Origin of the sequence: Salinirubellus litoreus, assembly GCF_037335815.1 — an archaeon.
GTDB lineage: Archaea > Halobacteriota > Halobacteria > Halobacteriales > Haloarculaceae > Salinirubellus > Salinirubellus litoreus.
Genome location: NZ_CP147841.1, coordinates 2,975,916 through 2,999,064 on the forward strand (window position 1 = coordinate 2,975,916; position 23,149 = coordinate 2,999,064).

Below are 23,149 nucleotides of genomic sequence, written 5' to 3' on the forward strand. Positions count from 1 at the left end.
TCCCGCGAGCCGATCCCGTGAGCGGCGAGGTCCTCCTCGTATCGCATCGCCCACAGGAAAAAGGCCGTCAGCGGGAGGAAGATCCCGATGGCGACGGCGGCGTACCCGAGGTGGATGTTCGGAAGCGAGCCGTAGATCAGCGGGTAGACGATCCCGCCGGCCGTCGGCCTGGTCGTAGACGCCGACGTGGTCGTGGGGACCACGTTCCGCGGGGCGGCCGGCGTTGTAGGTGTACTCGCCGCGGAAGTCCGTCCCGGCGGCGTGTAGCTCGAACTCCGTCCGCTCGTCGAGCGCCTCGCGGATCGCCTCCGTCCCGTGCTCGTCGACGAAGAACCGCGCCCGGTTCTTCGAGCGGTTCCCCCGGTCCCCCTCCGCGTGGTAGTGCTCGACGAACGCCCGGACGACGTCGACGGCGTGCTCCGGACGGACGAAGACGTCGAGGGGACGTGCCCGTCGCGGTTCGTGCCCCCCCAGACCGCCCCCGATGCGGACGTTGAACCCCTCGACGTGCTCCCCGTCGACGAGCCGGTGGGCCGGCTCCAGCCCGATGTCGTTGATGACGTCCTGGGCACAGCCCTGTCGACACCCGGAGACGGAGATGTTGAACTTCCGGGGCATGTTCGACAGGTCGTCGTCGCCCCGGATCGTCTCCCCGATCTCGTCGAGGATCGGACGGGACTCGGCGTACTCCTCGGCCTTCCCCGCGACCGGACAGCCCGAGATGTTCCGCATCGTGTCACCGCTTGACGAACGGGTCGAGACGCCCGCCGCCTCCAGCTTCTCCCAGACGGCGGGGACGTCCTCGAGCTTGATCCAGTGGAGCTGGATCGACTGCCGGGTCGTGAAGTCGACCCAGCCGTCCCCGAACTCGGGGTTCTCGACCGGTCCGGTGGCGTACTCCCGCGCCACCTCGCCGATGGCCCGTGGCTGTCCCGGCTCCAGGATGCCCCCACAGTTCGTGAGCCGCATCATGAAGTAGCTCTCCTGGCCGCTCCGCTGGTGGAAGACCCCCCAGAACTTGAAGCGGGTGAACCACTTCTCGCGCTCGTCCTCCGGGATGGACTCCCAGCCACGGTCGGCGAACTTCAGGAGCTTCTCCCGGACGTCGTCGCCGTACAGTTCCTCCTTGTACTCCTCCTTCTTGTGAGCCATGTGACCCGTATACCTCCGTACGATTCCGGCGAAAGCAGCCGAAACTCGGCCGGGACCGGAGATGTCTCGTATAAATACCTGATGGACAAACAACCTAAAATAATCTCTATAGCCGAACGACCTGTCTATGATAGTGGCCCGTATAGGTAATATAACTTCTTATACCGGGAAGAAAATAATATATTGAAATAGAGTGGGCGATTACTGGAGGAAATTCATCCTGCCGTCCCTCCGCGATGGCCTCGGTGACCGGACTCGTCGGCGACCGAAGGCTCGACAGACGTGAAAGCGGGCTCTGAACCCCTGAGTCGACCGAACTCGACTACTGGACGAACGCCCGTCGAAAGCGCGCAGAACCGAACGCCGGAGCCACCGACGTCCGGTGCGAGGACGGCCTTCGAACGCGGTGACGTCGTCCATCCGCGCACACGTCCCTCCGTTCCCGCAATCACGTGTATTCTTCCCCGTAGTCGGTGTGCTCCCGTGCAGTAATACGGAACCGTAGACGACACGCGTTCGGTGAATGGCTTATGTACCGGTGGCGAGGAGGCCCCCCATGGACGCATCCGATATCGACGTCGACGGTCGCAGGGTGAGCGCCGCCGAGCGGTTCGTCTCCGAGTGGGTGGGCGAACACCGGATACCGGGGGCGACGCTCGCCGTGTTCGACGCGGACCACGCGGCGGGGTTCGCGTTCGGCGCGCGTGACCTCCGGGAGAACACGCCCGCGACCCCGGACACACTCATAGGGATCGGCTCGTGTACCAAGTCGTTCACCGGCGTCGCGATCCTCCAGCTGGCGGAGGCGGGCGACCTCGCCGTGACCGACGACGTCTCGGCGTACGTCCCCCACCTCCGGGACGCCTCCGGTCCGCCGGTGACGATCCGCGAGCTGCTTACCCACAGTTCGGGGATGCCGAGCGACGGGATGGCGACGGCGCTGATCGGCCGAGCGATGGACGTCGACGACACGGAGGTCCCGCTGTCGAGCGACGAGGACTTCGCCCGCCACGTCGGAGGATCGGTGGACGAACGAGTGCTCGGCCTCGACGACCCGTTCTTCTACTACAACTCCGGGTTCACGCTCCTCGGGGAGGTCGTCGAGGCGGTCAGCGGGAGGGCGTACGCGGAGTACGTCCGGGAGGAGATCCAGGAGCCGCTCGGGATGGAGCGATCGACGTTCCGGCGCGAGCGGTTCGAGTCCGACGGGGACACCATGACGCCGTACTACAGGCGCGAGGGGTCGATCGAGGAGGGCCGATTCCCGTTCGACCGGCCGATCCACGCGCCGGGGGGGCTGCTGAGTTCGGTGATGGAGCTCTCGCGCTACGGGCGGATGCAGCTCAACGACGGCTCGTTCCGGGGCGAGCGGATCCTCCCCGCCGACCGCATCGAGGAGTCGCGGACGCCCGTCTCGACGCGCGAACGTCTCCTCGGCGGGACCGAACAGCGGTACGCCTACGGGTGGATGGTGCGCGAGTTCCTCGGCGATACGCTGGTCGGGCACGGCGGGGGGATCGGGGTGTACAACGCCTACCTCGGCTATCTGAAGAACCGGGGGCTCGGCGTCGCGCTCCTCTGTACGACGGGGCCCCGAACCCACCCGATGCACGCGGGACCGGCTGTGCTCGCGCTGCTCGCGGACGAGGATCCCATCGAGGCCGTTCCCCACTACGCGCTGGAGGAGCGGCTCCCGGTTCTCACCGGGACCTACGAGTCCTACCGGGGGGTACAGTCCCTGGAGGTGACCCGGCTCGGTGGCGGGCTCCGCGTCGTGGACGAGGACGACGGGCTCGGCGGGATGGAACTCGCGTTGGTCCCCGAGGACCTCGGTGCCGGGGTCTCGACGTTCAGGACCGTCGACGCGGGGGGTAACGACGTCACGGTCCGGTTCGAGGTCGGGGACGACTCGGTCGACATGTACCTCCAGCGCTGGCGACTCCACCGGCCACGTACCTGAGCTCGTCGGTGTGGGGGGTCGCGGGTGAGTTCAGGGAGCGCCCGTAGTCCAATCGAACGCGCTCACGGCCGTCACTGCGGGCACCAGAACGGTTAATCCGGCACCGTCTCTCACCCAGCTATGTCCGTCGACTACGCCGAGCTGGAGGCCCTGATCGAGGCGCGGGGCGCGCCAGGCAACGAGTACGCCGTCGTCGACGCCTTCGCGGACCTGATCGAGCCCCACGTCGACCGCGTCGAGTACGACGACCTGGGGAACGTCGTGGCGACGAGCGAGGGTTCGGACTTCGAGGTCATGCTCGCCGCACACACCGACGAACTGGGACTCCTGATCGACGGCGTCGACGAGGACGGCTTCCTCGAGTACACCATGCTCGGCGGTCACTACAGGGGGAACTTCCCCGGCCAGCGGGTGCGCGTGGGACCGGACGGCGTCCTCGGCGTCGTCGGGCCGCGCTGTCGTCACTACATGAGCGACGAGGAGAAGGAGTCCCTCGCGCGGGACCTCCGCATCGACGTGGGGGCCAGCAGTCGAGAGGGGGTGGCCGACCTGAACGTCGAACCGGGCGACTTCGCGACCTGGGACCGGGGAGTCGAACGGCTCGCCGGCGACCGGATCACTGGGCGGGCGCTCGACGACCGCCTCCTGCTCGCGGTGCTGCTGGCGGTCGCCCGCGAGGCCGACGTCGAGCCGACGGTCCACTACGTCGCCACGGTCCAGGAGGAGGTCGGCCTCCGGGGTGCCCGGGCGGCGGGCTACGCCGTCGACCCGGACGTCGGGATAGCCCTGGAGGTGTTCCCGGTTGACGACTACCCGGCCGGCCGGGAGGAGGGCGTCTCGGCGACGCTCGACGGCGGCCCGGTCGTCGAGTTCGGCGACGGCACCTCGGAGTACATGTTCGACGGGATCATCGTCGACCGGCAGACCCGCTCGTGGCTCGTCGGGGCGGCCGAGGACGCCGGCGTCTCCCTCCAGCACGACGTGATGCTCACGGGGTCGACCGACGCGACCGAGTTCCAGCAGGTGCGTGGTGGGCGTCACGCCGGGGCGATCGCCGTCCCGTGTCGGTACACCCACTCGCCGGTCGAGACGGCGTCGCTGGCCGACGCCGACGGAACGGTCGCGGTGCTACTGGCCGCCCTCGATCGGGAGGTCCCGACGCGCGAGGAGATACGCCGACCGCGATGAGCGGACTGCCGGGGATCGAGCGGCGACGGGAGCGACGTGGTCGCCCAGTTGGGGTCCCGATCGCTCCCCACTCAGGAGACGATCTCGCCGGGCCGGTTGCCGGTGTGCTCGCCGTCGCGGACGACCAGCTCGCCGTTGACGAGCACGCGCTCGATCCCGTCGGGGTAGTTCGTCGGGTCGAGGAAGTCGCCGACCTGCGCGACGGTCTCCGGATCGAAGACGGTCACGTCCGCCTTCGCGCCCGCCTTGAGCACGCCGCGGTCGTCGAGCCCCATCCGCGCGGCCGGTAGTCCCGTCATCTTGTGGACGGCCGACTCGACGGAAACGACCGACTCCTCGCGCGCGTAGTGGCCGAGCACGCGCGGGAACGTACCGTAGTTCCGCGGGTGGGGGACGCCCTCGCCGAGCGGCCCTTCCCGCTCCAGCGAGGAGCCGTCGCTTCCGACCATCGTGAGATCGTGGCGCATCACCGTCCGCACGTCGGCCTCGTCCATCCCGAAGTTGACGTGCATGGTGCGGTTCCGGTCCTCCAGCACGATGTCGAGGAGCACGTCCGCCGGATCACGCTCCTCGCCCTCCCGGGCGGCGAGTTCGGCGATCGTCCTCCCCTCCGTGCCCTTCAGGTCCGGGTTCCGGACGTTCGTGACGAGGACGCCGTCCCAGGAGCTGTTCCGGTCGGTCGCCAGCTCCCCGCGGATACGCTCTCTCGTCTCGTCGTCGCGGAGCCGGTCGAGCAGGGCGTCGTCGCCGCCGTCGTGCGCCCAGTTGGGCAGGAGCGCGCCGAGGCTGGTCGAGGAGGCGACGTAGGGGTACTGGTCGCACTGGACGTCGACCCCGTCGCGCTCGCGGGCCAGCTCCATCCGGCGGAGCGTGTAGCGGACCTTCCCCCAGTTGTCGGGGCCGATCGCCTTGTGGTGGGAGATCTGGACGGGGACGCCGGCCCGGCGGCCGATCTCGATGGTCTCATCGACGCTGTCGATGAGGCCGTCGCTCTCCGAACGCATGTGCGTGGCGTAGAAGCCGTCGTGGTCGGCGGCGATCCTCGCGAGCGCGACCACCTCGTCGGTTTCGGCGAACGACCCCGGCGGGTAGAACAGCCCCGTCGAGAGGCCGACGGCACCGTCCGCCATCGACTCGGCGACGAGGTCGCACATCTCGTCGAGTTCGTCTGCCGTGGGCGCGCGGTCGTCGTAGCCGACGACGGCCGCACGGACGTTGCCGTGACCGACGAGCGAGGCGACGTTGAGCGAGACGTCCCCGTCGAGGTGGTCGAGGTAGTCCCTCATACTCTCCCAGGCGGTCGGATCGACCGCCCCGCCGAGGCCGTTGCTCTCGAACCACTCCTCGACGCCGCGGGCGGCCGCGCCGTAGCGCGGGGCCGCGCTGGTGCCACAGTTGCCGACGACCTCTAACGTCACGCCCTGCCGGACCTTGCTGTGGGCGTCGCGGTTGGCCGGGAGCGTGAAGTCCGAGTGGGTGTGGATGTCGATGAACCCCGGAGCGATCGCACTCCCGTCGAGGGGGACCTCCTCGTCCGCGTCGGCGTCCGAACCGACGGCCCCGACCGCGGCGATGCGGCCGTCCTCGACCGCGAGGACCCCGCGAAACCAGGGGGAGCCGGTCCCGTCGACGATTCGCCCGTCCCGGAACAGCACGTCGTATCCCATGTGACGGCTTCAGCGGACCCCACCTAAAGTGTAGGACCTCACAAGGACGGGAGGGCGGGTACCGAGGAGGTGTTGGACCCCGGACGGACCCGACCAGCGTGCAGTTCGACCTCCGAACGCCGATCGGTCGTTCGGATGTCGGCCCGACGGGTCGGTCATGGATGCGCGTCGTCGGGCGAGTTCCGCCGGAACGTGCGGGTTTCGGCCGAACGTTGAAGACGCGGCCCCCCCGAGGACACCTCGTATATGAGTCGGGGTTTCGAGGAGATCGAGTCGATAACGGTGGTCGGGGGTGGGGACGCCGGGTTGCTCACCGCTCTCGCCCTCGACAGGGAGCTCGACGGGGTGGAGGTCGTCGTCGTCGACGACTCCGACGAGTCCGTCCCGGAGGTCGGAAAGAGCACGCTCTCGTACGTGGTGACCTTCCTGCAGGACTGCCTGGGTATCGACATCGGGCGGGTGATCGGGGAGGTGAAGCTGGCCTGGAAGGCGACCGTGTACTTCGAGGACTGGACGGGGCTCGACCCGTTCCACAGTCCGCTGGGTCAGGCGCTACCGATCACGAGCGACGACGACGACGCGGCCGGCCCCGAGATCAACAACCTGACCCCGCGCCACGAGGACGAGTTCCACGAGTTCTACCACCGCTACGAGCGGCGCGACTTCTCCACGCTGTACGAGCTGGTCGCGGAGACCCCGGGCGTGGCACCGATCGCCATCCACCGGGACGACGTCTCCACCATCGAGCAGCCGCTGCCGAGCGCGTCATACCACTTCAACTCCCGCAGCTTCAACGAGTTCCTGCGGAAGGTCTACCGCGAGCGCGGCGGCGATCTGATCGGCGACCGGATCACCCGCGTGGAGACCTCGGGCGACCGTATCGACCGGCTCGTGGGAGAGACGGACGACTACTCCGCGGACCTCTACGTCGACGCGTCGGGGTTCCAGCGGGTCCTCGCGGGCGAGCTCGACAACCCGCTCGTCGAGTTCGACCTCCCCGTGGACTCGGCGGTCGTCGCGACCCCGGAGATCCCTCACTCGGAGATCGTCTCCGCGACCGTCGTCACGTCCGGTGACGCCGGGTGGTTCTGGCAGATCGACACCGCCGACGAGACCTGCGGCGCACGCGACGTGGGCTACGTCTACTCCTCCGCGCACCTCTCCGAGGAGGGCGCCGAACGGGAGTTCCTCGAGACGCGGGACGAGGAGATCGACCCCGGGGAGATACGCCGGTACCGGTTCGACTCCGGCGTCCTGGAGACGCCCTGGCTCGGGAACTGCGTCGCCATCGGGAACGCGCTGGGGTTCGTCGAGCCGCTCCAGTCGACGGCGCTGACCACCTCGTGCAAGCTGGCCGCCCGGCTCGCCAGGCTGCTCGGCAAGCACGGCCGGATCAACCACGAGGGGATGCGACGGCTGTTCAACGAGTCCACCCGGGACACCTGGGAGGAGGTGTACGACTTCGTCAGCATCTACTACAAGTACAACTCCGGATCGACGCCGTTCTGGGAGGACGCCCGATCGATCAACCCGGGGGAGCTACCCCACTACCGGTCCTACCAGGACTCGGGGTTCTCCGCGTGGCGCGACCGGTACCGCCTCACCCGGACCGCGACGGACCTCAACGAGTACTACCTCTACTACCACGTCCTCCGGAACCTGGGCGTCGAGTCGGAGTTCTACGAGCGCCTCGACGTGGAGCCCGACCCCGAGGTGGCCGAACGGGTCGATGAGTACACCGCCGGGCTCCCGGACGAGATGGATCGGTTCCTCACCTACGAGGAGTTCTACCGGGGGATCCACCCCGGGTTCGGCTGATACGGATTGTTGTAGTCTTTTACCGGCGATCATGGACCCGGTTCGAGTGATCGCCGGTAAATCGTTACAACAATCCGTATGAGCGGTCGAACCCGTCGTACGGGCGAGGCTTCGAATCCGATCAGGGAAAAGGGGGGCGGGGAAGGAGATCGGTATCGTATCCGGTCCCCGATAGGCTCGACACCGCCACCGAGGTGACCCGGGGTTCGCCGCCTACCGTGTGAACTCGGCGTAGGTGTTCCGGACGATGTAGCTGACGAACGTCCCCACGAGCAGCAGCGTCATCGCCATCAGCGAGAACAGGAACGCCTCCCGGAGCCCCGAGAAGTAGAGCGACCGCCGGACGAGGGGGTCCGCGTACCAGCCGACCAGGGCCGGAAAGGCGTACCCGGCGAACCCGACGACGTAGGCGACGGCCGAGGCCCCGAAGACGGTCAGCAGCCGCGCGAGCATCGACTCGGCGAAGTAGTCGAGGTAGTACCCCAGCACCACCACCCCCGCGAGCGTGTACCGCGGGAGCGGTAGCGACGACACCGGGTAGACGAGCACGTACCCGACCCAGCAGCCGGCGACGACGCCCACCAGCAGCGTGATGAACGCGCTACCCGTTCGGCCGCTCGAGAGCCGGAGCGCGAGCGACGTGTCGGTCGCGGCGTCCGTCACGGTCGGGTCAGTCGGAGATCCCGGTCCCGGTCCCGCTATCGTGCTCGTCGGTCGCCCCGGTGATCCCCTCGTCCTCGTCTTCGAGTTCGACCCGGCGGTGGGGGTTTCGCTTTGCCTCCTCCGGGACGTCCTCCATCTCCCGAAGCTGCTGTTCGAACCGCTCGCGGTCCTCGGCCTCGTAGTAGGCGTGACACGCGATACGGCGACCGCCGTCCCCGTCGTCGATCGGGAGGAGCGGCGGATCGATGTGGTCACAGATCTCCTCCCGCTCGGGACAGCGGCCCTTGAACCGACAGCCCGAGGGGAGGTTGATGGGATCCGGGATGGAGCCCCTGATCTCGACGTGCTCGCGCTCGCGGAACGGGTCCGGCTCCGGCGCGGCACCGAGCAGCGCCTTCGCGTAGGGGTGGACCGGGTCCTGGATGACCGACTCGGTCTCCCCGAACTCGATGATCCGTCCGAGATACATGATGCCGATGCGGTCACAGACCTGCCGGAGCAGCGAGAGGTCGTGGCTGATGAACAGGATGGTCAGCCCGAGCTCCTCGTTGAGCCGCTGGAGGAGGTTCAGCACGCCCGCCCGGATGGAGACGTCGAGCATCGAGACGGGTTCGTCCGCCAGCAGGAAGTCCGGCTCGAGCACCAGCGCCCTCGCGATGGCGACGCGCTGTTTCTCCCCGCCCGAGAGCTGGTGGGGGTAACTCTCGAGATACGCCTCGGGGGGCGTCAGTTCGGATCGCTCCAGGGCTTCGATGACCCGTTCGTACCGCTCCTCGCCGGAGCCGATCCCGTGGATCTTCAGCGGCTCGACGACGGTGTCGTAGACGGTCTGTCGCGGGTTGAGGCTCTCGAAGGGGTCCTGGAAGATGATCTGGACGTCCCGGCGGAACTCCTGGAGCTCCGAGCCGGAGATCCCCGTCACGTCCTCGCCGCGGAACCGGATGGTCCCCTCGGTGGGATCGAGGAGGCGGATGAGCGTCTTCCCCGTGGTGGTCTTCCCGCAGCCGGACTCGCCGGCCAGCCCGACGATCTCCCCCTCCGAGATCCGCATGTCGATCCCGTCGACGGCGCGGACGTAGCTCTGCTCGCCGAACAGGCTCTGTAACAGCCCGCCCCCGGTGCTGAAGTACTGCTTCAGCCCCTCGCACTCCATGATGTACTCCTCGTCGGCCCCTGTCTCGGTCTCCGTCTTTTTTTCAGTCATCGGCGTCCTCCACTGCCGCGGTTCCCGCGGTCGCGTCGTCGCGGAGCCGCTCCCAGGTGCGTCGGCGCTGGGCATCGGTTCGCATCGACTCGATCCGCTCGTGGTGGTAACACGCCGAGTAGTGGTCCTCGGCGACCTCCTCGAGCGGTGGGTGGGCGGTGTCACACTCGGCGGTGGCGAACGGACAGCGCGCCCTGAACCGACAGCCCTCCGGGAGCGCCGCGATGTCCGGCGGGCTGCCGGGGATGCTGATGAGGTCGGACTGGTCGCCCCGGAGCGTGGGGAACGCGTTCTGGAGCCCCAGCGTGTACGGGTTGTACGGGTTCGCGAAGATGTCCCGCAGGTCGCCGTACTCCATCAGTTTCCCCGAGTACATCACGCCCAGACGGTTGCACGTCTCCGCGATGACGCTGATGTCGTGGGAGATGATGATGACCGAGATGCCGAGTTCGTCGCGCAGCTCCTTCAGCCGCTTCAGGATCTGGTCCTGGACGATGACGTCCAGCGCGGTCGTCGGCTCGTCGGCGATGATCAGATCGGGGTCGAGCGCCAGCGACATGGCGATGTACGCCCGCTGTTTCATCCCGCCGGAGAACTGGTGGGGGTAGTCGTCCATCCGCCCGGGGTCGAGCCCCACCATCTCGAACAGCTCGGCTGTCCGCTCCCTGGCCTCCTCGGTCGAGACGTCGCGGTGGGCCTGGATCGCCTCGACGATCTGGTTCGAGATCCGGAGCACCGGGTTGAGCGAGTTCATCGCCCCCTGGCTGATCAGCGAGACGTGCTCCCAGCGGAGCGTGTCGAGCTCGCGTTTCTCGAGATCCGTCAGGTCGACGCCGCGGAACTCGATCGAACCGGCGCTCACCTCGCCGTTGCTCGGCAGGAGCCCCAGCATCGCCTGTGCGACGGTGCTCTTTCCGCAGCCGGACTCGCCGACCAGGCCGAAGATCTCGTTCTCGTCGACGGTGAAGTCGATCCGATCGACGGCCACGAGGCCGCCCGAGCGCGTCCGGTAGGTCACTTCGAGGTCCGTCACCTCGAGTAGCGGTGCGTCGTCGTCGAATTCGAAGTCGGTGTTTGCCCGGTTCATTCCTTCTGTTGGAGCTGTGGGTTGACGACCTCCTCGTAGCCGCGGCCGACGAGATACGCCCCGGTCACGACGAGCGTGATCGAGATGCCCGGCGGGATCACCCACCACCAGGCGACCCCGAACGCCTGGGTGACGAACGCCCGCTGGAGCATCACACCCCACGAGGGGATGGTCGGATCGCCGAAGCCGAGGAAGGCGATGCTGGCCTGTGCGACGATGGAGTAGCCGACCGCGATCGCGGCGTACAGCGCCGACAGCGGGATGACGTTCGGGAGGATGTGGACACCCATGATGCGGAAGTCGCTCGCGCCGGCCGCGCGGGCCGCCTCCACGTACGGCCGTTCGCGCAGCGAGAGCACCTCCGAGCGTATCACCCGTGCCGTCGAGAGCCAGTACAGCAGCGCGATACCGAGGATGATGTTCCAGACGCTCGCCCCGAGGACCGTCACCAGGACGATGACGAAGGGGATGAACGGGAGCCCGTAGAGGATGTCCACGACCCGCATCACGACCTCGTCGACCCAGCCGCCGTAGTAGCCGGCGACGATGCCGAGCGTCGTCCCGATGACGGCGACCATGAACGCGCCGAGCAGCCCGACGAACACGGCGATGCGTGACCCCAGCAACAGCTGGGAGAGCACGTCGTGGGCGGCCTCGGTCGTCCCGAGCGGGTTCGCGGCCGACGGGGGCTGTAGCTTCGCCCAGCCGCCGTCGGCCATGTAGATGCGTTCGTACGGCTCGTACGGGGCGATGTACGGCGATATCAGGGCCATGACGATGTAGAACAGGATGATGAGCAGGCCGGCGACCGCCATCTTCGAACGCATGAAGATCCGCCCCTGCTCGATGGCGCTCCGCTTCAGGTTCTGGACGAACCGGCTCCACCCCTGTTTCGTCTCACGGTCCCGCTGTGTCACCGAGGTCGAGGTCTCCCCGCTCATGTCAGTTCCCCCCTTGCCGCACCCGTGGATCCAGGTACGAGTAGGTCAGGTCGGCGAAGAAGTTCATCGTGATGACGATCACCGACAGCAGCATGAACGCCCCCTGGGCGAGCGGGTAGTCGCTGCGGAGCGACGCCTGCACCATCTCGCGACCCAGCCCGGGCCAGGAGTACACCTGCTCGATGAGCACCTGTCCACCGACGGCGAAGCCGATCGCGATGGCGAACGCCGTCACGACGGGGAGGACCGCGTTCCGCGCCGCGTGTCGGAACAGGATACGCCGCTCGGCCAGCCCCTTCGCCCGCGCCGTCTTGATGTAGTCCTCCGAGAGCACCTCGAGCAGGTTGTTGCGCATGAGCAACAGCGGGAGCCCGGTGTAGAACGTACAGAGCGTGAACACGGGGAGCACCAGGTGATAGAGGAAGTCGAGGCTGAGGAACTTCTCCGCGTTCGTCGTGTAGCTCGCCTGCATACCCCGCATCCCGCCGAGCGGAAATATGTTGAGCTGGAACGCGAACACGTACAGGACGATCATCCCGGTCCAGAACACGGGGGTCGAGCGGATCAGGAGGACGACGAGCATCCCGGCCCGCTCCTTGCTCGTTCCCCGCAGCCACCCCAGATGGGCGCCGAGGTAGGTGCCGACCGAGTAGGAGATGACCAGCGCCGTCAGCATCAGGCTCATCGTGTTCAGGAACCGGTCGGCGATGAGCGAGTACACCGACTGCCCGTAGTAGAACGACTGCCCGAAGTCGAGGTGGAAGACGTTCCACATGTACAGCAGGTACTGCTTCCATAGCGGCTCGTCGAGGCCGTACTGTGCGATGACCGCCTGTCTCGCGGCCTCGTTCATCCGGGGGCTCACGATCGCGGACATCGGACCACCCGGAACCTGCCTGAACAGGAAGAACAGGACGGTGATGATCGTCAGTAGCGATGCGAACATCATCAGCAGACGTCGGAGGACGTATCGTTTGTTTACCATTTTTTGGCCGGAGGATATTGAGGTGTGTGCAGTACGGTGACGTGGACCGTTAGCCCTCGGTCTTGCCCTCCGGGTAGTAGATGTTGCCGTCGGGGTCCCAGACGTAGCCGGCGTCCTTCAGGATCTCGACGGCCGTGGCGGTCCCCTCGAAGACCGGCGTGTCCGGGTTGTGCCAGAACTGCATTGAGGTGTTGATCGGCGAGATCGCCCGCTCGCCGAACCCGTCGTACAGCTCCTCGATGATGGTCGGCTGGAGCGCGTAGGTGATCGCGTTCGAGGCCTGTCGCATCGCCACGTCGTCGTAGGGCGGCCGCTGGCAGTTGACCCATGTCGCCTGCCGACCGTCACCGAGCGACTCCACGTGGGTCAGGTGGTCCTGGTTGGAACAGGTGTCCTGGAGCCGCTGGAGGTCGCCGAACCAGTAGTCGAGCTGGTCGTAGTCGCCGCCGATCAGCGCCTCGCGCTCGGCGTCCCGGGTCGACAACGGGCGCTGGATCCGCATGTCGATGTTCGGCGCGGCGAACGGGTGGTCCTTGTGCGCCGGCATCTCGAACCGCGACCCCTGGTCCCAGGTGCCGTACTGGAAGGGACCGGAGCCGATGATCGGGTTGTCGTTGTCGATGTTGATCTGCCACGGGTTCACGTCGCTGCCCGCCTCCTCCATCATCTGGGTCCAGTAGTGTTCGGGGAGGATCGGCGTCGCCCCGGCCGTGACGAGGATGAAGGGGACGTACGGCCGCTGTAAGTTGAACGTCACCTCGAGGTCGCCGTTCGTCTCCACGCTGTCGACGACGTCGACGACGTTGTTGAGGTACACCGGCGGCTCCGTCTCCATGATCAGGTCGAACGTGAACTTCACGTCGCTGGCGGTGACGGGCTCGCCGTCGTGGAACGTCATCCCCTCCTCCAGCCCGAACGTGATCGTCGTGTCGTCCTCCCAGTTCCACTCCGTCGCCGCCCAGGGCGTGGCCTCGAGGTTCGGGTCCAGACGGACGAGGAAGTCGTGCATGAACCGCGTCGGCACCCAGTTCCGGCTCGGACCGACCCCGTTGGCGTGGAGCGGGTTGAGCTGGTCGGTGGGGTCCCAGTTGTTCGTGACGATCGTACTGCCCTCGTCGTTCAGCGGCTCGACCTGGGTGTAGTGGAAGATGTTCCGTATCCCCGTGACGGCGTTCACGATCGAGTCCTCCGCGAACCGCTCGGTGTTGATCGCGAACGTGTTCAGGTTGTAGAGGTACTGGCTCTCGGGCCGCTGTTCGCCGACGATCTGCTGAGCCTCGTGGACCAGCTCCTGGCGCGTCTCGCGGTCCTGCTCGACCCGCTGTTGCTCCGCGACCTCGTTCATCCGGTCGTTGGAGAATCCCCCGTAGTTGGTCGACCCGTCCTCGTGGAACCGCTGGTAGACGACGCTGTCGGGCTCGCCGTTGTTCGCGGTCCAGTTGTACGTGACCAGGTCGAAGTCCCCGCTGTTCTCGCGCTCGGTCACGACCGTGAACTCGAGCGGCTCGGTCTGCTGGGGGATCCCGAGCTCCTCGCGGTGTCGCTCGTCGACCAGCCGGTTGGCCTGGTAGCGAGCGGCGTAGTATCGCTCCGTGTTGCTCAGGTGGACGACCTCGCCCATCCGGCGCTCCTCGGGGAGCCCCTCCTCGACGACCTTCTCGCCCGTGTCGGGTGTGCTCCCCCCGTCGCCGCCGTCACCGCCGTCCCCCCCGTCGCCGCCGTCACCGCCATCGCCGCCGTCACCGCCATCGCCCCCCGTGCCGGAGCAACCCGCGATACTGATACCGCTGACCGTCGCTCCCATTACCCCCATCTTCCGTAGGAACTCGCGCCGATTATCGTTTGACATACGAACACAGCCTCAGGACATGAACACATAAAGCTACCGAGCAGGGTAGAGCTTGCGGAAGGAAATCCATGTATGACGGCCGATTCAGTTCTGAATCGGTCATTAGGACTTGGCCGAAATCGCCGTGCAATCCGGCGATTCTCCCCCCTTCCCGGGAGATCGGGAGCGACGGGCCGAACGACGCCAAAATTAGCCGACCAGTTGGTTGATTTATGCAATATATGGGTTCAACAACGGCGGACGGAGTGACGATGCGAAATCGGATGTCACACCCTCGTTCCCGCGACCGGATATCCGGACAGGTTACACGAAGGGTACCCTGGTACGGGAGATGTCAGCTCCGGGCCGTGGGTGGTGGCCGGACCCCCATCGCCCCCGACACCCCTGACGCAGAGCGACGACCGACCCGATCGGTTCGATCGCACCGGGCGAACGGCGGTCGCTCGTCCGTCGACTCCCCGACCGCGTGGCCGTCGGAACGGGACGGGTGGTGAGGCGGATCAGATGAGGTAGGCGTTCAGGATCATCATGTTGCTGTCGAGCCCCTCGACGGCCGTGTTGTGCGCTTCGAGCGCCTCGTGGGCGCGCTCGAACGCCGGGTCGGGGTCGGCCGACACCGCCTCCGGCCCCTCGCGTTCGAGGGCGTCGAGGTTGCGCTCGACGCGTTCGAGCGCCTCGTCCATCGCCTCGACGAACGCCCCGAGGTGGTCGTTGTGCGCCCGGAGCTTCCCGAGCGTCGCGTCGCGGTTGCGGACCGCCTGGTCGACGGTCAGGAACTCCGTCCGGTCGATCAGCTCCTCGATGCTCCCCTCCTCGCGGTCGAGTTCGGTGCGGAGCTCCGCGAGGGCGTCGCGCTCGGCCCCCAGCGCCGCCCGCGTCTCCTCGAAGACGTCGAGTTCGTCCGCCTCGTAGGCCTCGAACTCCCGGAGGAACACGTCCCGACGGCGTTCGTCACGGTTCCCCACCTCCTCCGCCACCTCGATGATCTCCTCGAGTCCCATGGCCGCGCTTCGCCGAGACCGGGCATGAAACTTGGCCCGGGGGCGGTCCCGTCCGCCGATCGCCGGATCCTCCCGGCCGGCCGGATCGCGTGGAAACTGTCGCCCGCATCCGGGCGATCGTCGACGGCGTGACCCCGTCGACCGCGGCGCTCCGGGGTGGGAAGGTTTTAGCCGACGAGTCACCACAGCCGAACCGTGCTATCCGGACGCCGCGATCCACGGGAGGCCGGTCGGAGCCGCTGGCGGCCGTGTGCCGCCCCGAGCGCCGGTCCCCTCCCGGTTCCGGGCACGGTGGCGACCGCCGCCGCCGCTCGAACGGCGACGGGACCGGAACGCCCCCCGGGTGAACGGCGATGCGGGGTGCGAGATTCCGGTCCGAACGATCGGAGGGGGCCGTCCGCCGTCCGGTGGAGGGTCGGTATCGGAGCGGCGAACGACGCGGCTCGGAGCGTCGGACCGTGACCCGCTCCCGGCGGCTCGTTCTCGCCTCCCTCGTGGCGCTCGCGCTGCTCTCCGTCGTCGTCGTCGCCGAGGCCGAGCGCAACTACGCGACCGTCACGACCCTCGATCGGTCGACGGCGTCGGTCGTCGACGCGACCCTCGAGGAGCGGGCCGTGGTCACGCTCCGGGTCCACAACTCGATGCGCCGGGCCGTGCGAGTCGAGTACGTCACGATCTCGCTGTCGGGCGATAACGCGAGCGGGCTGGCGAGCACGCCGTACAACGAGCATCGGAAGCTCCCGCCCGGAGAGGAGCGGATCACGGGCGTGGTGCCGCTCCGACAGGTGGACGGCGAGCTCGCCGAGGGCGATCGGGTCACGGTAGGCGGGAGCGTGGCCGTGCGCGTCTACAACGCGTACAGGTTCGAGATACCGATCGAGCCGACGGAGGTGACACTGTGAGCGACCACGACGAGACACGAGAACGTGAGGAGTACGCCGACTGGAATCGACCGGGTGCCGGCGGGGCCCCCGAGGACGACGGACCGCCGGCCGGTCGCGGGGGCGGACCGCCGCGGGACGGGGACGACGAGGACTGGGACGCGCCGTCGACGATCCGGGAGCCGTTACTGCGGGATCGGCTCCGGGAGCGGGTCGGGGTGAGCCCGCGCCAGTGGTACGCCATCGAATCGGTGCTCCTGGCCGCGCCGTACCTCCTCTTCGTCCTCCTGTACGTCACGTACGACATCCCCGAGATACCGTTCCTGGTCGTCACGCTCGTCTACTCCCTCGTCGCGATATACGTGGGCCTGCTCCCCTGACCCTCACGACCGGGAGTCGCCACCCAGGAGACGTACCTTTATCCCGGTCTCTATCGGAGGGCCGATATGAGCAAGGACGAGGTGTTCGCTCGAATCGACGACGACGAACCACGATTGGTCGAAATCGCGGAGGATCTCTGGGACAACCCGGAACTCGGACTCCACGAGGAGGAAAGCGCGGAGCGGCTCATCGAGGCACTCTCCGCCGAAGGGTTCGAGATCGAGCGGGGCGTCGGCGGGATGCCGACGGCGTTCGTCGCGACCTACGGGGACGAGGGGCCGACCATCGGCATCCTCGGGGAGTACGACGCGCTCCCGGGGCTCTCCCAGAGCGTGACGGCCGAGAAGGACCCGATAGAGGCGGGCGGGCCGGGGCACGGCTGTGGGCACAACCTCTTCGGGACGGCCGGCGTCGGCGCGGTCGTCGCGCTGAAGGAGTCGATCGACGCCGGGGAGATCGACGGGACGGTCGTCTTCTACGGCTGTCCGGCCGAGGAGACGCTCGTCGGCAAGACCTACATGGCCCGCGCGGGCGTCTTCGACGACCTGGACGCCGCCCTGACGTGGCACCCCGGGACCCTCAGCACGCCCCGGATGGGGGCGTCGAACGCCCTCAACTCGCTCATGTTCACGTTCGAGGGCGTCTCGGCCCACGCCGCCGGCGCGCCCGAGTCCGGCCGGAGCGCGCTCGACGGGGTCGAACTTCTGAACACCGGCGTCGAGTACATGCGCGAGCACATCACCGACGACGCCCGCATACACTACGCTATCACGAACGGTGGCCAGGCCCCGAACGTCGTCCCGAGCGAGGCGACGGTCTGGTACTTCGTTCGCGCACCCGAGCGGGAGGAGGTCGAGCGAAACACCGAGTGGCTCCGTGACATCGCCGGGGCCGCCGCCACGATGTCACAGACGGAGGTCTCCGAACGGTTCCTCACCGGCTGTTACGACTACCGCGCCAACGAGGTCGTCACGGACGCCATCTGGGAGAACATGCGGGAGATCGGCCCGATCGACTACGACGAGGCGGACCGGGAGTTCGCCGCGGACCTGAAGGCGACGGTGCCCGACGACCGGATCGACGCCCAGCTCTCGGACGTCCCCGACGAGCTGTACGAGGAGATCCGCGACGAGCCGCTCTACTCCGAGCCCGTCGAGGCCTTCGACGAGGGCCAGCAGAGCCACGGCTCGACGGAGGTCGGCGACGTGAGCTGGATCACGCCGACGGGCCAGTTCCGCGGCGCGACGTGGCCGGTCGGCGCGCCCGGGCACTCCTGGCAGGTCGTCGCCGCGAACGGCGACTTCGGCCTGAAGGGGATCACCTTCGCCGCGAAGGTCCTCGCGGGGGCGACCTACGACCTGCTGGCCGACCCGGAACGGCTCGCCGCAGCGCGGGCGGAGTTCGACGAGGAGATCGGCACCGACGCCTACGAGACGCCGCTCCCCCCCGAGGCCGAACCGCCCGTCGACGTGACCGCGATGGGCGACGACTGATCCGGAGCGGGCGAACGCGGTCCCCCTCGTGATCGGGGAGGGACAGTATCGAGCCGGAGCCGTTCCCCTCGGCGGTTCGCAGTGCTAGCACCGCTCGCGGGCCGCCCCGTCACCCGTAGCCGACGAGGCGATGGGAACAACGCCGATCGACGGAGCCCGTTCCCGGACGCGGGAGCCTCGTTCCGGGCGACCGGCAGCCGCGGGACGGTCGGACGGCCGCGACTACCAGTCGGGGTAGTCGTCGTCGGCCATCTCGTCGAGGGGGAACTGCGGGCGGCGGATCCGCGAGAACTCGAACTTCCGCGGGTCCATCGCGATCAGCCCCGGGCTGTTGATCGGGATGTTCGTCGAGCACATCGGCTCGTAGTCCGCCCGATAGTGGTTGGTGGACTTGACGACCATGACGTCGAGCCGCTCGGGCTGGACGCCCACGTGCCGCCAGATCTCGGCGTCGAGGGGCTGCATCCGGTTCTCGGTCAGGATGACGCGAACGCCGTCCCCGTGGCCGCACGTCACCAGTACCCCCCGGCCGAGGTGGTTCTCCGATCCGGTCCCCATCGGCCCGGTGTTGACGAACTCCCCGTCGGTGATGGTCTTCACGTAGAGCTCCAGGTCCTCGATCGGTTCGCCGTGGCGGTCGTCGGTCTTCCCGCCGAGGTCGACGGTGACGCGCTCGCCGACGCCCGCCGCGACGCACCGCTCGACCACCTCCGGGTCGCGGATGATGGCGAACCCCGCGTTCGTGAGCCCCTGGTCGATCATCTCCCGGAGGACCGTCGTGCCGTCGGTCGCGCCGCCGCCGCCGGGGTTGTCGCCGGTGTCGGCCAGCAGGACGAAGCCGTCGTCCTCCTCGAGGTCGGCCGCCAGGCGCTTTGCCTCCGCGACGGCCTCGGCGGGCCCGGGATAGTCGCCCACGAAGTCCTCGCGCCGGTCCCAGATGTACTCGGCGAGTTCGCGGGCGACCTCACGCGCCGCGTCGGGGTCGCCGTCGGCGACGACCGGCACCGAACAGCCCATGCTCGGGATGTCGGACTGGTGGAACCCGGGGAAGACGTTTACCTTCACGATATCGCCGCGGGCCTCGTACTCGCGGGCCTTCGCCATCACCTCCGACATCGGCCCCTCCAGCGTGTTCTGCTTCGGCCCCATCGCCAGCACCGGCGGGCGCTCTACGTGCATCACCGGGTCGATCTCGTCGCGCATCGTCCCGACGAGCGCGCGCATTCCGTTGCGCCCGGTGTCGCCGCTGTCGACGTGGGGGTAGGACTCGTAGGCGACGAGCGAGTCGGCCTCGGCGACCATCTCGTCGGTGACGTTGCCGTGGAGGTCGAGCGTGACCGAGATGGGGACGTCCTCGCCGACGACTTCGCGGACGCGTGCGATGAGCGGCCCCTCCCCGTCGTCCATCCCCTCGGGCACCATCGCGCCGTGGAGACAGAGCATCACGCCGTCGAGGTCGGCGGCGTGCTCCTCGACCCCCTCGACGATCTCCCCGGTGTAGAACTCGTATGCGTCGGCCGCGACGACGCCGCTCGGCGTGGCCGACGCCGAGACGGTGAAACGGAGGTCGACGCCCTCGGCTTCGGCGACGTCGATGACGCCGCCGATCTGTGTGTTCGTCCCCCGGAGCTTCTCCGGGATCTCCTCGCCGAAGTACTCCTCGCGCTCCTGGAAGAGCGCCCGATCGGTCGTGCCCGTGGCGTAGGTGTTCGTCTCGTGTGAGAACCCCCCGACGAGGACAGTTTCGTCCGTCATGTGGGCGGAATCTCCCGACACGGAGTTAAAGAGACCCCCTCTCATGTACAGGTCCGAGCGCCACCGGACGCCCGGCGGTGCGGCACCCGGGGGCCGGACGACGGTCGAGCGCCGGGAGTCCGGAGAGCGACCGGGAGACGCGTGTCACTTCGTGACCGCACGCCCGGGCAGGTCGCCGGTGGTCTCGCCGTCCCTGACGGCGAACTCGCCGTTGACGACGACGTGATCGATCCCCATCGGATGCCGACGGGGGTCCTCGAACGTCGCGCGGGACTCGACCACCTCCGGCCGGAGGACGACCAGGTCGGCGTCCATCCCCTCCCGCAGGACCCCCTTCGACCCCAGGCCCATCGCCCGTGCGGGGAGCGAGGTCATCTTGCGGATCGCCTCCTCCAGGGTGAGGAGGTTCTCCTCGCGGACGTACTTCTCGAGGATGCGCGGGAAGGTGCCGTACACCCGGGGGTGGGGCTTGCCGCCGAACAGGCCGTCCGAGCCGACGCAGACCCGCTCGGAGGAGAGGATGGCCCGGACGTCGGTCTCGGCGAGCTGGTGGAGGATCATGCTCACTCCGAGCTCCTCCTCGACGAGGAGGTCACAGGCGGCGTCGATCGGCCCGGTGCTGCGCTCGGCGGCGATCTCGGCCACGCTCATCCCCTCGTAGGCCTCGTTCTCCTCGCTCGGGACGTTGGCGATGACGACGCCGTCCCACCCGGTGAGCGCGCCGATGTTCTCCCAGCCCTCGATCTCCCAGCCCGTGATCTCCTCACGGATGCGTTCGCGGTCGGCCTCGTCACGGAGGTGTTCGAGCGTCCCCTCGGGCCCGTCGGCGTGGACCCACGGGGGAAGGATCGCCGAGAGCATCGTGCTCCCGGCCGTGTAGGGGTACTGCTCGGCCGTGAGGTCGACCCCGCGCTCGCGGGCGGTCTCGACGAGCCCGAGCGCCCGATCGGTCTTGCCCTGCTGCATCCGGCCGCCCACCTTGAAGTGCGAGAGGTGGAGCGGGATCCCCTCCTCGGCACCGATGTCGACGAACTCGTCGAGGGCGTCCCAGAGCCAGCGGCCCTCGCTCCGGACGTGCGCGACGAACGGCCGCCCGTAGGGGGCGAGTTCGGCGGCGAGCGCCTGCACCTCCTCGGTCCCCGCGTAGACGCAGGGCGTGTAGATGAGGCCGGTCGAGAAGCCGACAGCGCCCTCCTCCAGCGATTCGACCACGAGCTCCCGCATCTCCGCGAGCTCGCCGTCGTCCGGCGCGCGGTCGGCCATCCCCATGACGTTGAACCGGACGGTACCGTGGCCGACGAGCATCGCCAGGTTGATCGCGACGCCGTCCCCCTCGACGGCGTCGAGGTAGTCCGTCGTCGACCCCCAGGTCCACTCCCGATCCGAGCGGCCCGCGAGCGCGCCGAGCTGTTTCGCCCACTCCTCGGTACCCCCCTCGCGGTACATCGGTGCCATCGAGAAGCCGTCCTGACCGAGGATCTCGGTCGTGACGCCCTGCCTGAGCTTCGGCGAGAGCGTCGGGTCGGAGAACAGTTCGAGATCCGAGTGGCTGTGCGTGTCGACGAACCCCGGCGAGACGACCGCGTCGTCGAGGTCGAGTCGCTCGTCGGCGTCGAGCCCGTGGTCGGTCCCGCGGATCACGTGGGAGATCACGTCGTCGGTGACGCCGACCGCGCCGCGGAACCACGGTGCGCCCGTCCCGTCGACGATCCGTGCGTTCTCGAACAGGAGGTCTACGGCCATGGCGCGTGTTCACGAATCGGGGGGAAAAGCACGTACCCGACTATGTGAGGGGGCGACGGGCCGGGGGTGTCACTCGTCGGCCTTCTCCAGTACCGCCCCGAGGAGGACCTCCACCCCGCGGACGACGTCCTCCCACTCGGTGTACTCCTCCTCGACGTGACTGATCCCCCCGACGCTCGGGACGAATATCATACCGGTGGGACAGATCTCGTTGAGGTAGCTCGCGTCGTGACCCGCACCGCTGACGATGCGCGTGTAGTCGTCCTCGCCGACCACCGACCGGGCGGCCCGCTCGACCGCCTCGATGCACTCGTCGGCGAACGGGGCGGCGTCGATGCGCATGATCTCCTCGAACTCCCACTCGACGTCCTCGCGTTCGGCGGCCCACTCGACCTCGCGCCGCGCCCGGTCGACGGCGGCCTCGACCACGCCGTCGTCGTACGAGCGGAAGTCGAGCGTGAACTCGACGCGCTCGGGGATGACGTTGATCGAGTTGGGGTGGGCGTCGATCGACCCGACGGTGCCGACGAGGTCGGCTCCCCCGGTACCGGCGATCCGCCGGACGGACTGGACGACGTCGCTCGTCGCCACGAGCGCGTCGTGTCGCAGGTGCATCGGGGTCGGGCCGGCGTGGTCGGCCTGTCCCTCGAAGGCGACGTTCGCCCACGAGAACCCGTAGACGCCCTCGACGACGCCGATGCTCAGGTCCCCCTCGTCGAGGTACGGTCCCTGCTCGACGTGGAGTTCGAGGTAACAGTGGAGGTCGCGCGGTTCGCAGGGCGCGGTCCCCGCGTAGCCGATCCGCTCGAGTTCGTCGCCGAAGCGGTTCCCCTCCTTGTCCTCGCGGCCGTGGGCGTACTCGACGTCGAAGACCCCGGCGAAGACGCCGCTTCCGAGCATGTCCGGCTGAAACCGGACGCCCTCCTCGTTGCTCCAGGCGACGACCTCGACGGGTCGCTCGGTCCCGGTCCCCGCGTCGTTCAGCGCCTCGACGACCTCCAGGGCACCGAGGACGCCGAGGACCCCGTCGTAGCGCCCGCCGTTGTACTGGCTGTCGACGTGCGAGCCGAGGAGGACGGGCGCGAGCGAGTCGTCGCTTCCCGGCCGCCGTCCGAAGAGGTTACCCATCTCGTCGACGGTGACCGCGAGGTCGGCCGCCTCGAACCACTCGACCAGCCGGTCGCGGGCCTCCCGGTTCTCCGGGGAGAGCGAGGGCCGATCGACGCCGCCGCGTTCGGTCGCGCCGATCTCGTTGAACGCGTCGAACCGCTCGCGGAGTCGATCCGCGTCGATCGTGGCTCTCATGGTCCGGGATCAGCCCTGTCGCGTTTCACCTTATCGGTAGCGCGGAGGCCCCCTCCTCAAGGAGCGAGCGGAGCGA

17 protein-coding genes and 1 pseudogene are annotated in these 23,149 nt (G+C 68.3%); 6 read left to right on the plus strand and 12 right to left on the minus strand.

Features of this window, described 5'->3' with window-relative positions:
• Window positions 1-156 precede the first annotated feature (156 nt).
• Window positions 157-1,152: pseudogene (locus WDJ58_RS14820) on the minus strand (ferredoxin--nitrite reductase); the annotation flags it as partial.
• 556 nt (window positions 1,153-1,708) lie between these two features.
• Between WDJ58_RS14820 and WDJ58_RS14825 the strand changes: the two are divergent.
• Window positions 1,709-3,112, plus strand: a complete 1,404-nt coding sequence (locus WDJ58_RS14825; RefSeq protein ID WP_338914041.1) for a serine hydrolase — start codon at window positions 1,709-1,711, stop codon at window positions 3,110-3,112.
• Window positions 3,113-3,232: 120 nt separating this feature from the next.
• Entirely contained in the window at window positions 3,233-4,300 is a 1,068-nt protein-coding gene (locus WDJ58_RS14830; RefSeq protein WP_338914042.1) for a M42 family metallopeptidase, read from the plus strand.
• Between the two features lie 71 nt (window positions 4,301-4,371).
• Here WDJ58_RS14830 and WDJ58_RS14835 read toward each other — a convergent pair whose 3' ends face one another.
• Window positions 4,372-5,967, minus strand: a complete 1,596-nt coding sequence (locus WDJ58_RS14835) for an N-acyl-D-amino-acid deacylase family protein (protein WP_338914043.1) — start codon at window positions 5,965-5,967, stop codon at window positions 4,372-4,374.
• Between the two features lie 246 nt (window positions 5,968-6,213).
• On the opposite strand from WDJ58_RS14835, the gene WDJ58_RS14840 reads away from it, so the two are divergent.
• On the plus strand, window positions 6,214-7,785 hold the full coding sequence (locus WDJ58_RS14840; protein ID WP_338914044.1) for a tryptophan 7-halogenase: 1,572 nt from the start codon (window positions 6,214-6,216) through the stop codon (window positions 7,783-7,785).
• A 213-nt stretch (window positions 7,786-7,998) separates the two neighbouring features.
• Here the strand turns inward: WDJ58_RS14840 and WDJ58_RS14845 are convergent, their stop codons facing one another.
• The 7 genes from WDJ58_RS14845 to WDJ58_RS14875 all read right to left on the minus strand — a co-directional run bounded on the left by WDJ58_RS14845 (window position 7,999) and on the right by WDJ58_RS14875 (window position 15,515).
• Window positions 7,999-8,448 carry a hypothetical protein gene (locus tag WDJ58_RS14845; protein WP_338914045.1) on the minus strand — a complete coding sequence of 150 codons (450 nt, stop codon included), beginning with the start codon at window positions 8,446-8,448 and terminating at the stop codon, window positions 7,999-8,001.
• 7 nt (window positions 8,449-8,455) lie between these two features.
• Entirely contained in the window at window positions 8,456-9,652 is a 1,197-nt protein-coding gene (locus tag WDJ58_RS14850) for an ABC transporter ATP-binding protein (protein WP_338914046.1), read from the minus strand.
• Window positions 9,645-10,739, minus strand: coding sequence for an oligopeptide/dipeptide ABC transporter ATP-binding protein (locus WDJ58_RS14855; RefSeq protein WP_338914047.1), 1,095 nt, complete (start codon window positions 10,737-10,739; stop codon window positions 9,645-9,647). The genes WDJ58_RS14850 and WDJ58_RS14855 overlap by 8 nt, the downstream gene beginning before the upstream one ends.
• On the minus strand, window positions 10,736-11,680 hold the full coding sequence (locus WDJ58_RS14860) for an ABC transporter permease (RefSeq protein ID WP_338914048.1): 945 nt from the start codon (window positions 11,678-11,680) through the stop codon (window positions 10,736-10,738). Before WDJ58_RS14860 ends, WDJ58_RS14855 begins: the two co-directional genes overlap by 4 nt.
• A 1-nt stretch (window position 11,681) precedes the next feature.
• Entirely contained in the window at window positions 11,682-12,665 is a 984-nt protein-coding gene (locus tag WDJ58_RS14865; protein WP_338914049.1) for an ABC transporter permease, read from the minus strand.
• Between the two features lie 49 nt (window positions 12,666-12,714).
• Complete coding sequence (locus WDJ58_RS14870) at window positions 12,715-14,514, minus strand: ABC transporter substrate-binding protein (protein ID WP_338914050.1); 1,800 nt, start codon at window positions 14,512-14,514, stop codon at window positions 12,715-12,717.
• Window positions 14,515-15,014: 500 nt separating this feature from the next.
• Window positions 15,015-15,515 (minus strand): hypothetical protein, encoded by a 501-nt coding sequence (locus WDJ58_RS14875; protein ID WP_338914051.1) that lies wholly within the window; start codon window positions 15,513-15,515, stop codon window positions 15,015-15,017.
• A gap of 458 nt (window positions 15,516-15,973) precedes the next feature.
• Here WDJ58_RS14875 and WDJ58_RS14880 point away from each other — a divergent pair, with 458 nt between their 5' ends.
• The 3 genes from WDJ58_RS14880 to WDJ58_RS14890 all read left to right on the plus strand — a co-directional run bounded on the left by WDJ58_RS14880 (window position 15,974) and on the right by WDJ58_RS14890 (window position 18,270).
• Window positions 15,974-16,417: a hypothetical protein gene (locus WDJ58_RS14880; protein WP_338914052.1), complete on the plus strand. Its 444-nt coding sequence runs from the start codon at window positions 15,974-15,976 to the stop codon at window positions 16,415-16,417.
• Window positions 16,414-16,776: a hypothetical protein gene (locus WDJ58_RS14885; protein ID WP_338914053.1), complete on the plus strand. Its 363-nt coding sequence runs from the start codon at window positions 16,414-16,416 to the stop codon at window positions 16,774-16,776. The genes WDJ58_RS14880 and WDJ58_RS14885 overlap by 4 nt, the downstream gene beginning before the upstream one ends.
• A 66-nt stretch (window positions 16,777-16,842) precedes the next feature.
• On the plus strand, window positions 16,843-18,270 hold the full coding sequence (locus tag WDJ58_RS14890) for an amidohydrolase (RefSeq protein ID WP_338914054.1): 1,428 nt from the start codon (window positions 16,843-16,845) through the stop codon (window positions 18,268-18,270).
• Window positions 18,271-18,492: 222 nt separating this feature from the next.
• Here the strand turns inward: WDJ58_RS14890 and WDJ58_RS14895 are convergent, their stop codons facing one another.
• From WDJ58_RS14895 to WDJ58_RS14905, 3 genes are all read right to left on the minus strand, one after another.
• A complete protein-coding gene (locus WDJ58_RS14895; protein ID WP_338914055.1) occupies window positions 18,493-20,025 on the minus strand; it encodes a M81 family metallopeptidase in 1,533 nt (510 codons plus the stop codon).
• 144 nt (window positions 20,026-20,169) lie between these two features.
• Window positions 20,170-21,768, minus strand: a complete 1,599-nt coding sequence (locus tag WDJ58_RS14900; protein WP_338914056.1) for an N-acyl-D-amino-acid deacylase family protein — start codon at window positions 21,766-21,768, stop codon at window positions 20,170-20,172.
• 69 nt (window positions 21,769-21,837) lie between these two features.
• Window positions 21,838-23,073 carry a Zn-dependent hydrolase gene (locus WDJ58_RS14905; RefSeq protein WP_338914057.1) on the minus strand — a complete coding sequence of 412 codons (1,236 nt, stop codon included), beginning with the start codon at window positions 23,071-23,073 and terminating at the stop codon, window positions 21,838-21,840.
• Window positions 23,074-23,149: the final 76 nt, after the last annotated feature.

Bases quoted from the DNA above. Each gene is read 5' to 3' on its own strand.
- WDJ58_RS14825 (WP_338914041.1), top strand. From the start codon at position 1,709: ATGGACGCATCCGATATCGACGTCGACGGTCGCAGGGTGAGCGCCGCC.
- WDJ58_RS14830 (WP_338914042.1), top strand. From the start codon at position 3,233: ATGTCCGTCGACTACGCCGAGCTGGAGGCCCTGATCGAGGCGCGGGGC.
- WDJ58_RS14835 (WP_338914043.1), bottom strand. From the start codon at position 5,967: ATGGGATACGACGTGCTGTTCCGGGACGGGCGAATCGTCGACGGGACC.
- WDJ58_RS14840 (WP_338914044.1), top strand. From the start codon at position 6,214: ATGAGTCGGGGTTTCGAGGAGATCGAGTCGATAACGGTGGTCGGGGGT.
- WDJ58_RS14850 (WP_338914046.1), bottom strand. From the start codon at position 9,652: ATGACTGAAAAAAAGACGGAGACCGAGACAGGGGCCGACGAGGAGTAC.
- WDJ58_RS14855 (WP_338914047.1), bottom strand. From the start codon at position 10,739: ATGAACCGGGCAAACACCGACTTCGAATTCGACGACGACGCACCGCTA.
- WDJ58_RS14860 (WP_338914048.1), bottom strand. From the start codon at position 11,680: ATGAGCGGGGAGACCTCGACCTCGGTGACACAGCGGGACCGTGAGACG.
- WDJ58_RS14865 (WP_338914049.1), bottom strand. From the start codon at position 12,665: ATGGTAAACAAACGATACGTCCTCCGACGTCTGCTGATGATGTTCGCA.
- WDJ58_RS14870 (WP_338914050.1), bottom strand. From the start codon at position 14,514: ATGTCAAACGATAATCGGCGCGAGTTCCTACGGAAGATGGGGGTAATG.
- WDJ58_RS14875 (WP_338914051.1), bottom strand. From the start codon at position 15,515: ATGGGACTCGAGGAGATCATCGAGGTGGCGGAGGAGGTGGGGAACCGT.
- WDJ58_RS14890 (WP_338914054.1), top strand. From the start codon at position 16,843: ATGAGCAAGGACGAGGTGTTCGCTCGAATCGACGACGACGAACCACGA.
- WDJ58_RS14895 (WP_338914055.1), bottom strand. From the start codon at position 20,025: ATGACGGACGAAACTGTCCTCGTCGGGGGGTTCTCACACGAGACGAAC.
- WDJ58_RS14900 (WP_338914056.1), bottom strand. From the start codon at position 21,768: ATGGCCGTAGACCTCCTGTTCGAGAACGCACGGATCGTCGACGGGACG.
- WDJ58_RS14905 (WP_338914057.1), bottom strand. From the start codon at position 23,073: ATGAGAGCCACGATCGACGCGGATCGACTCCGCGAGCGGTTCGACGCG.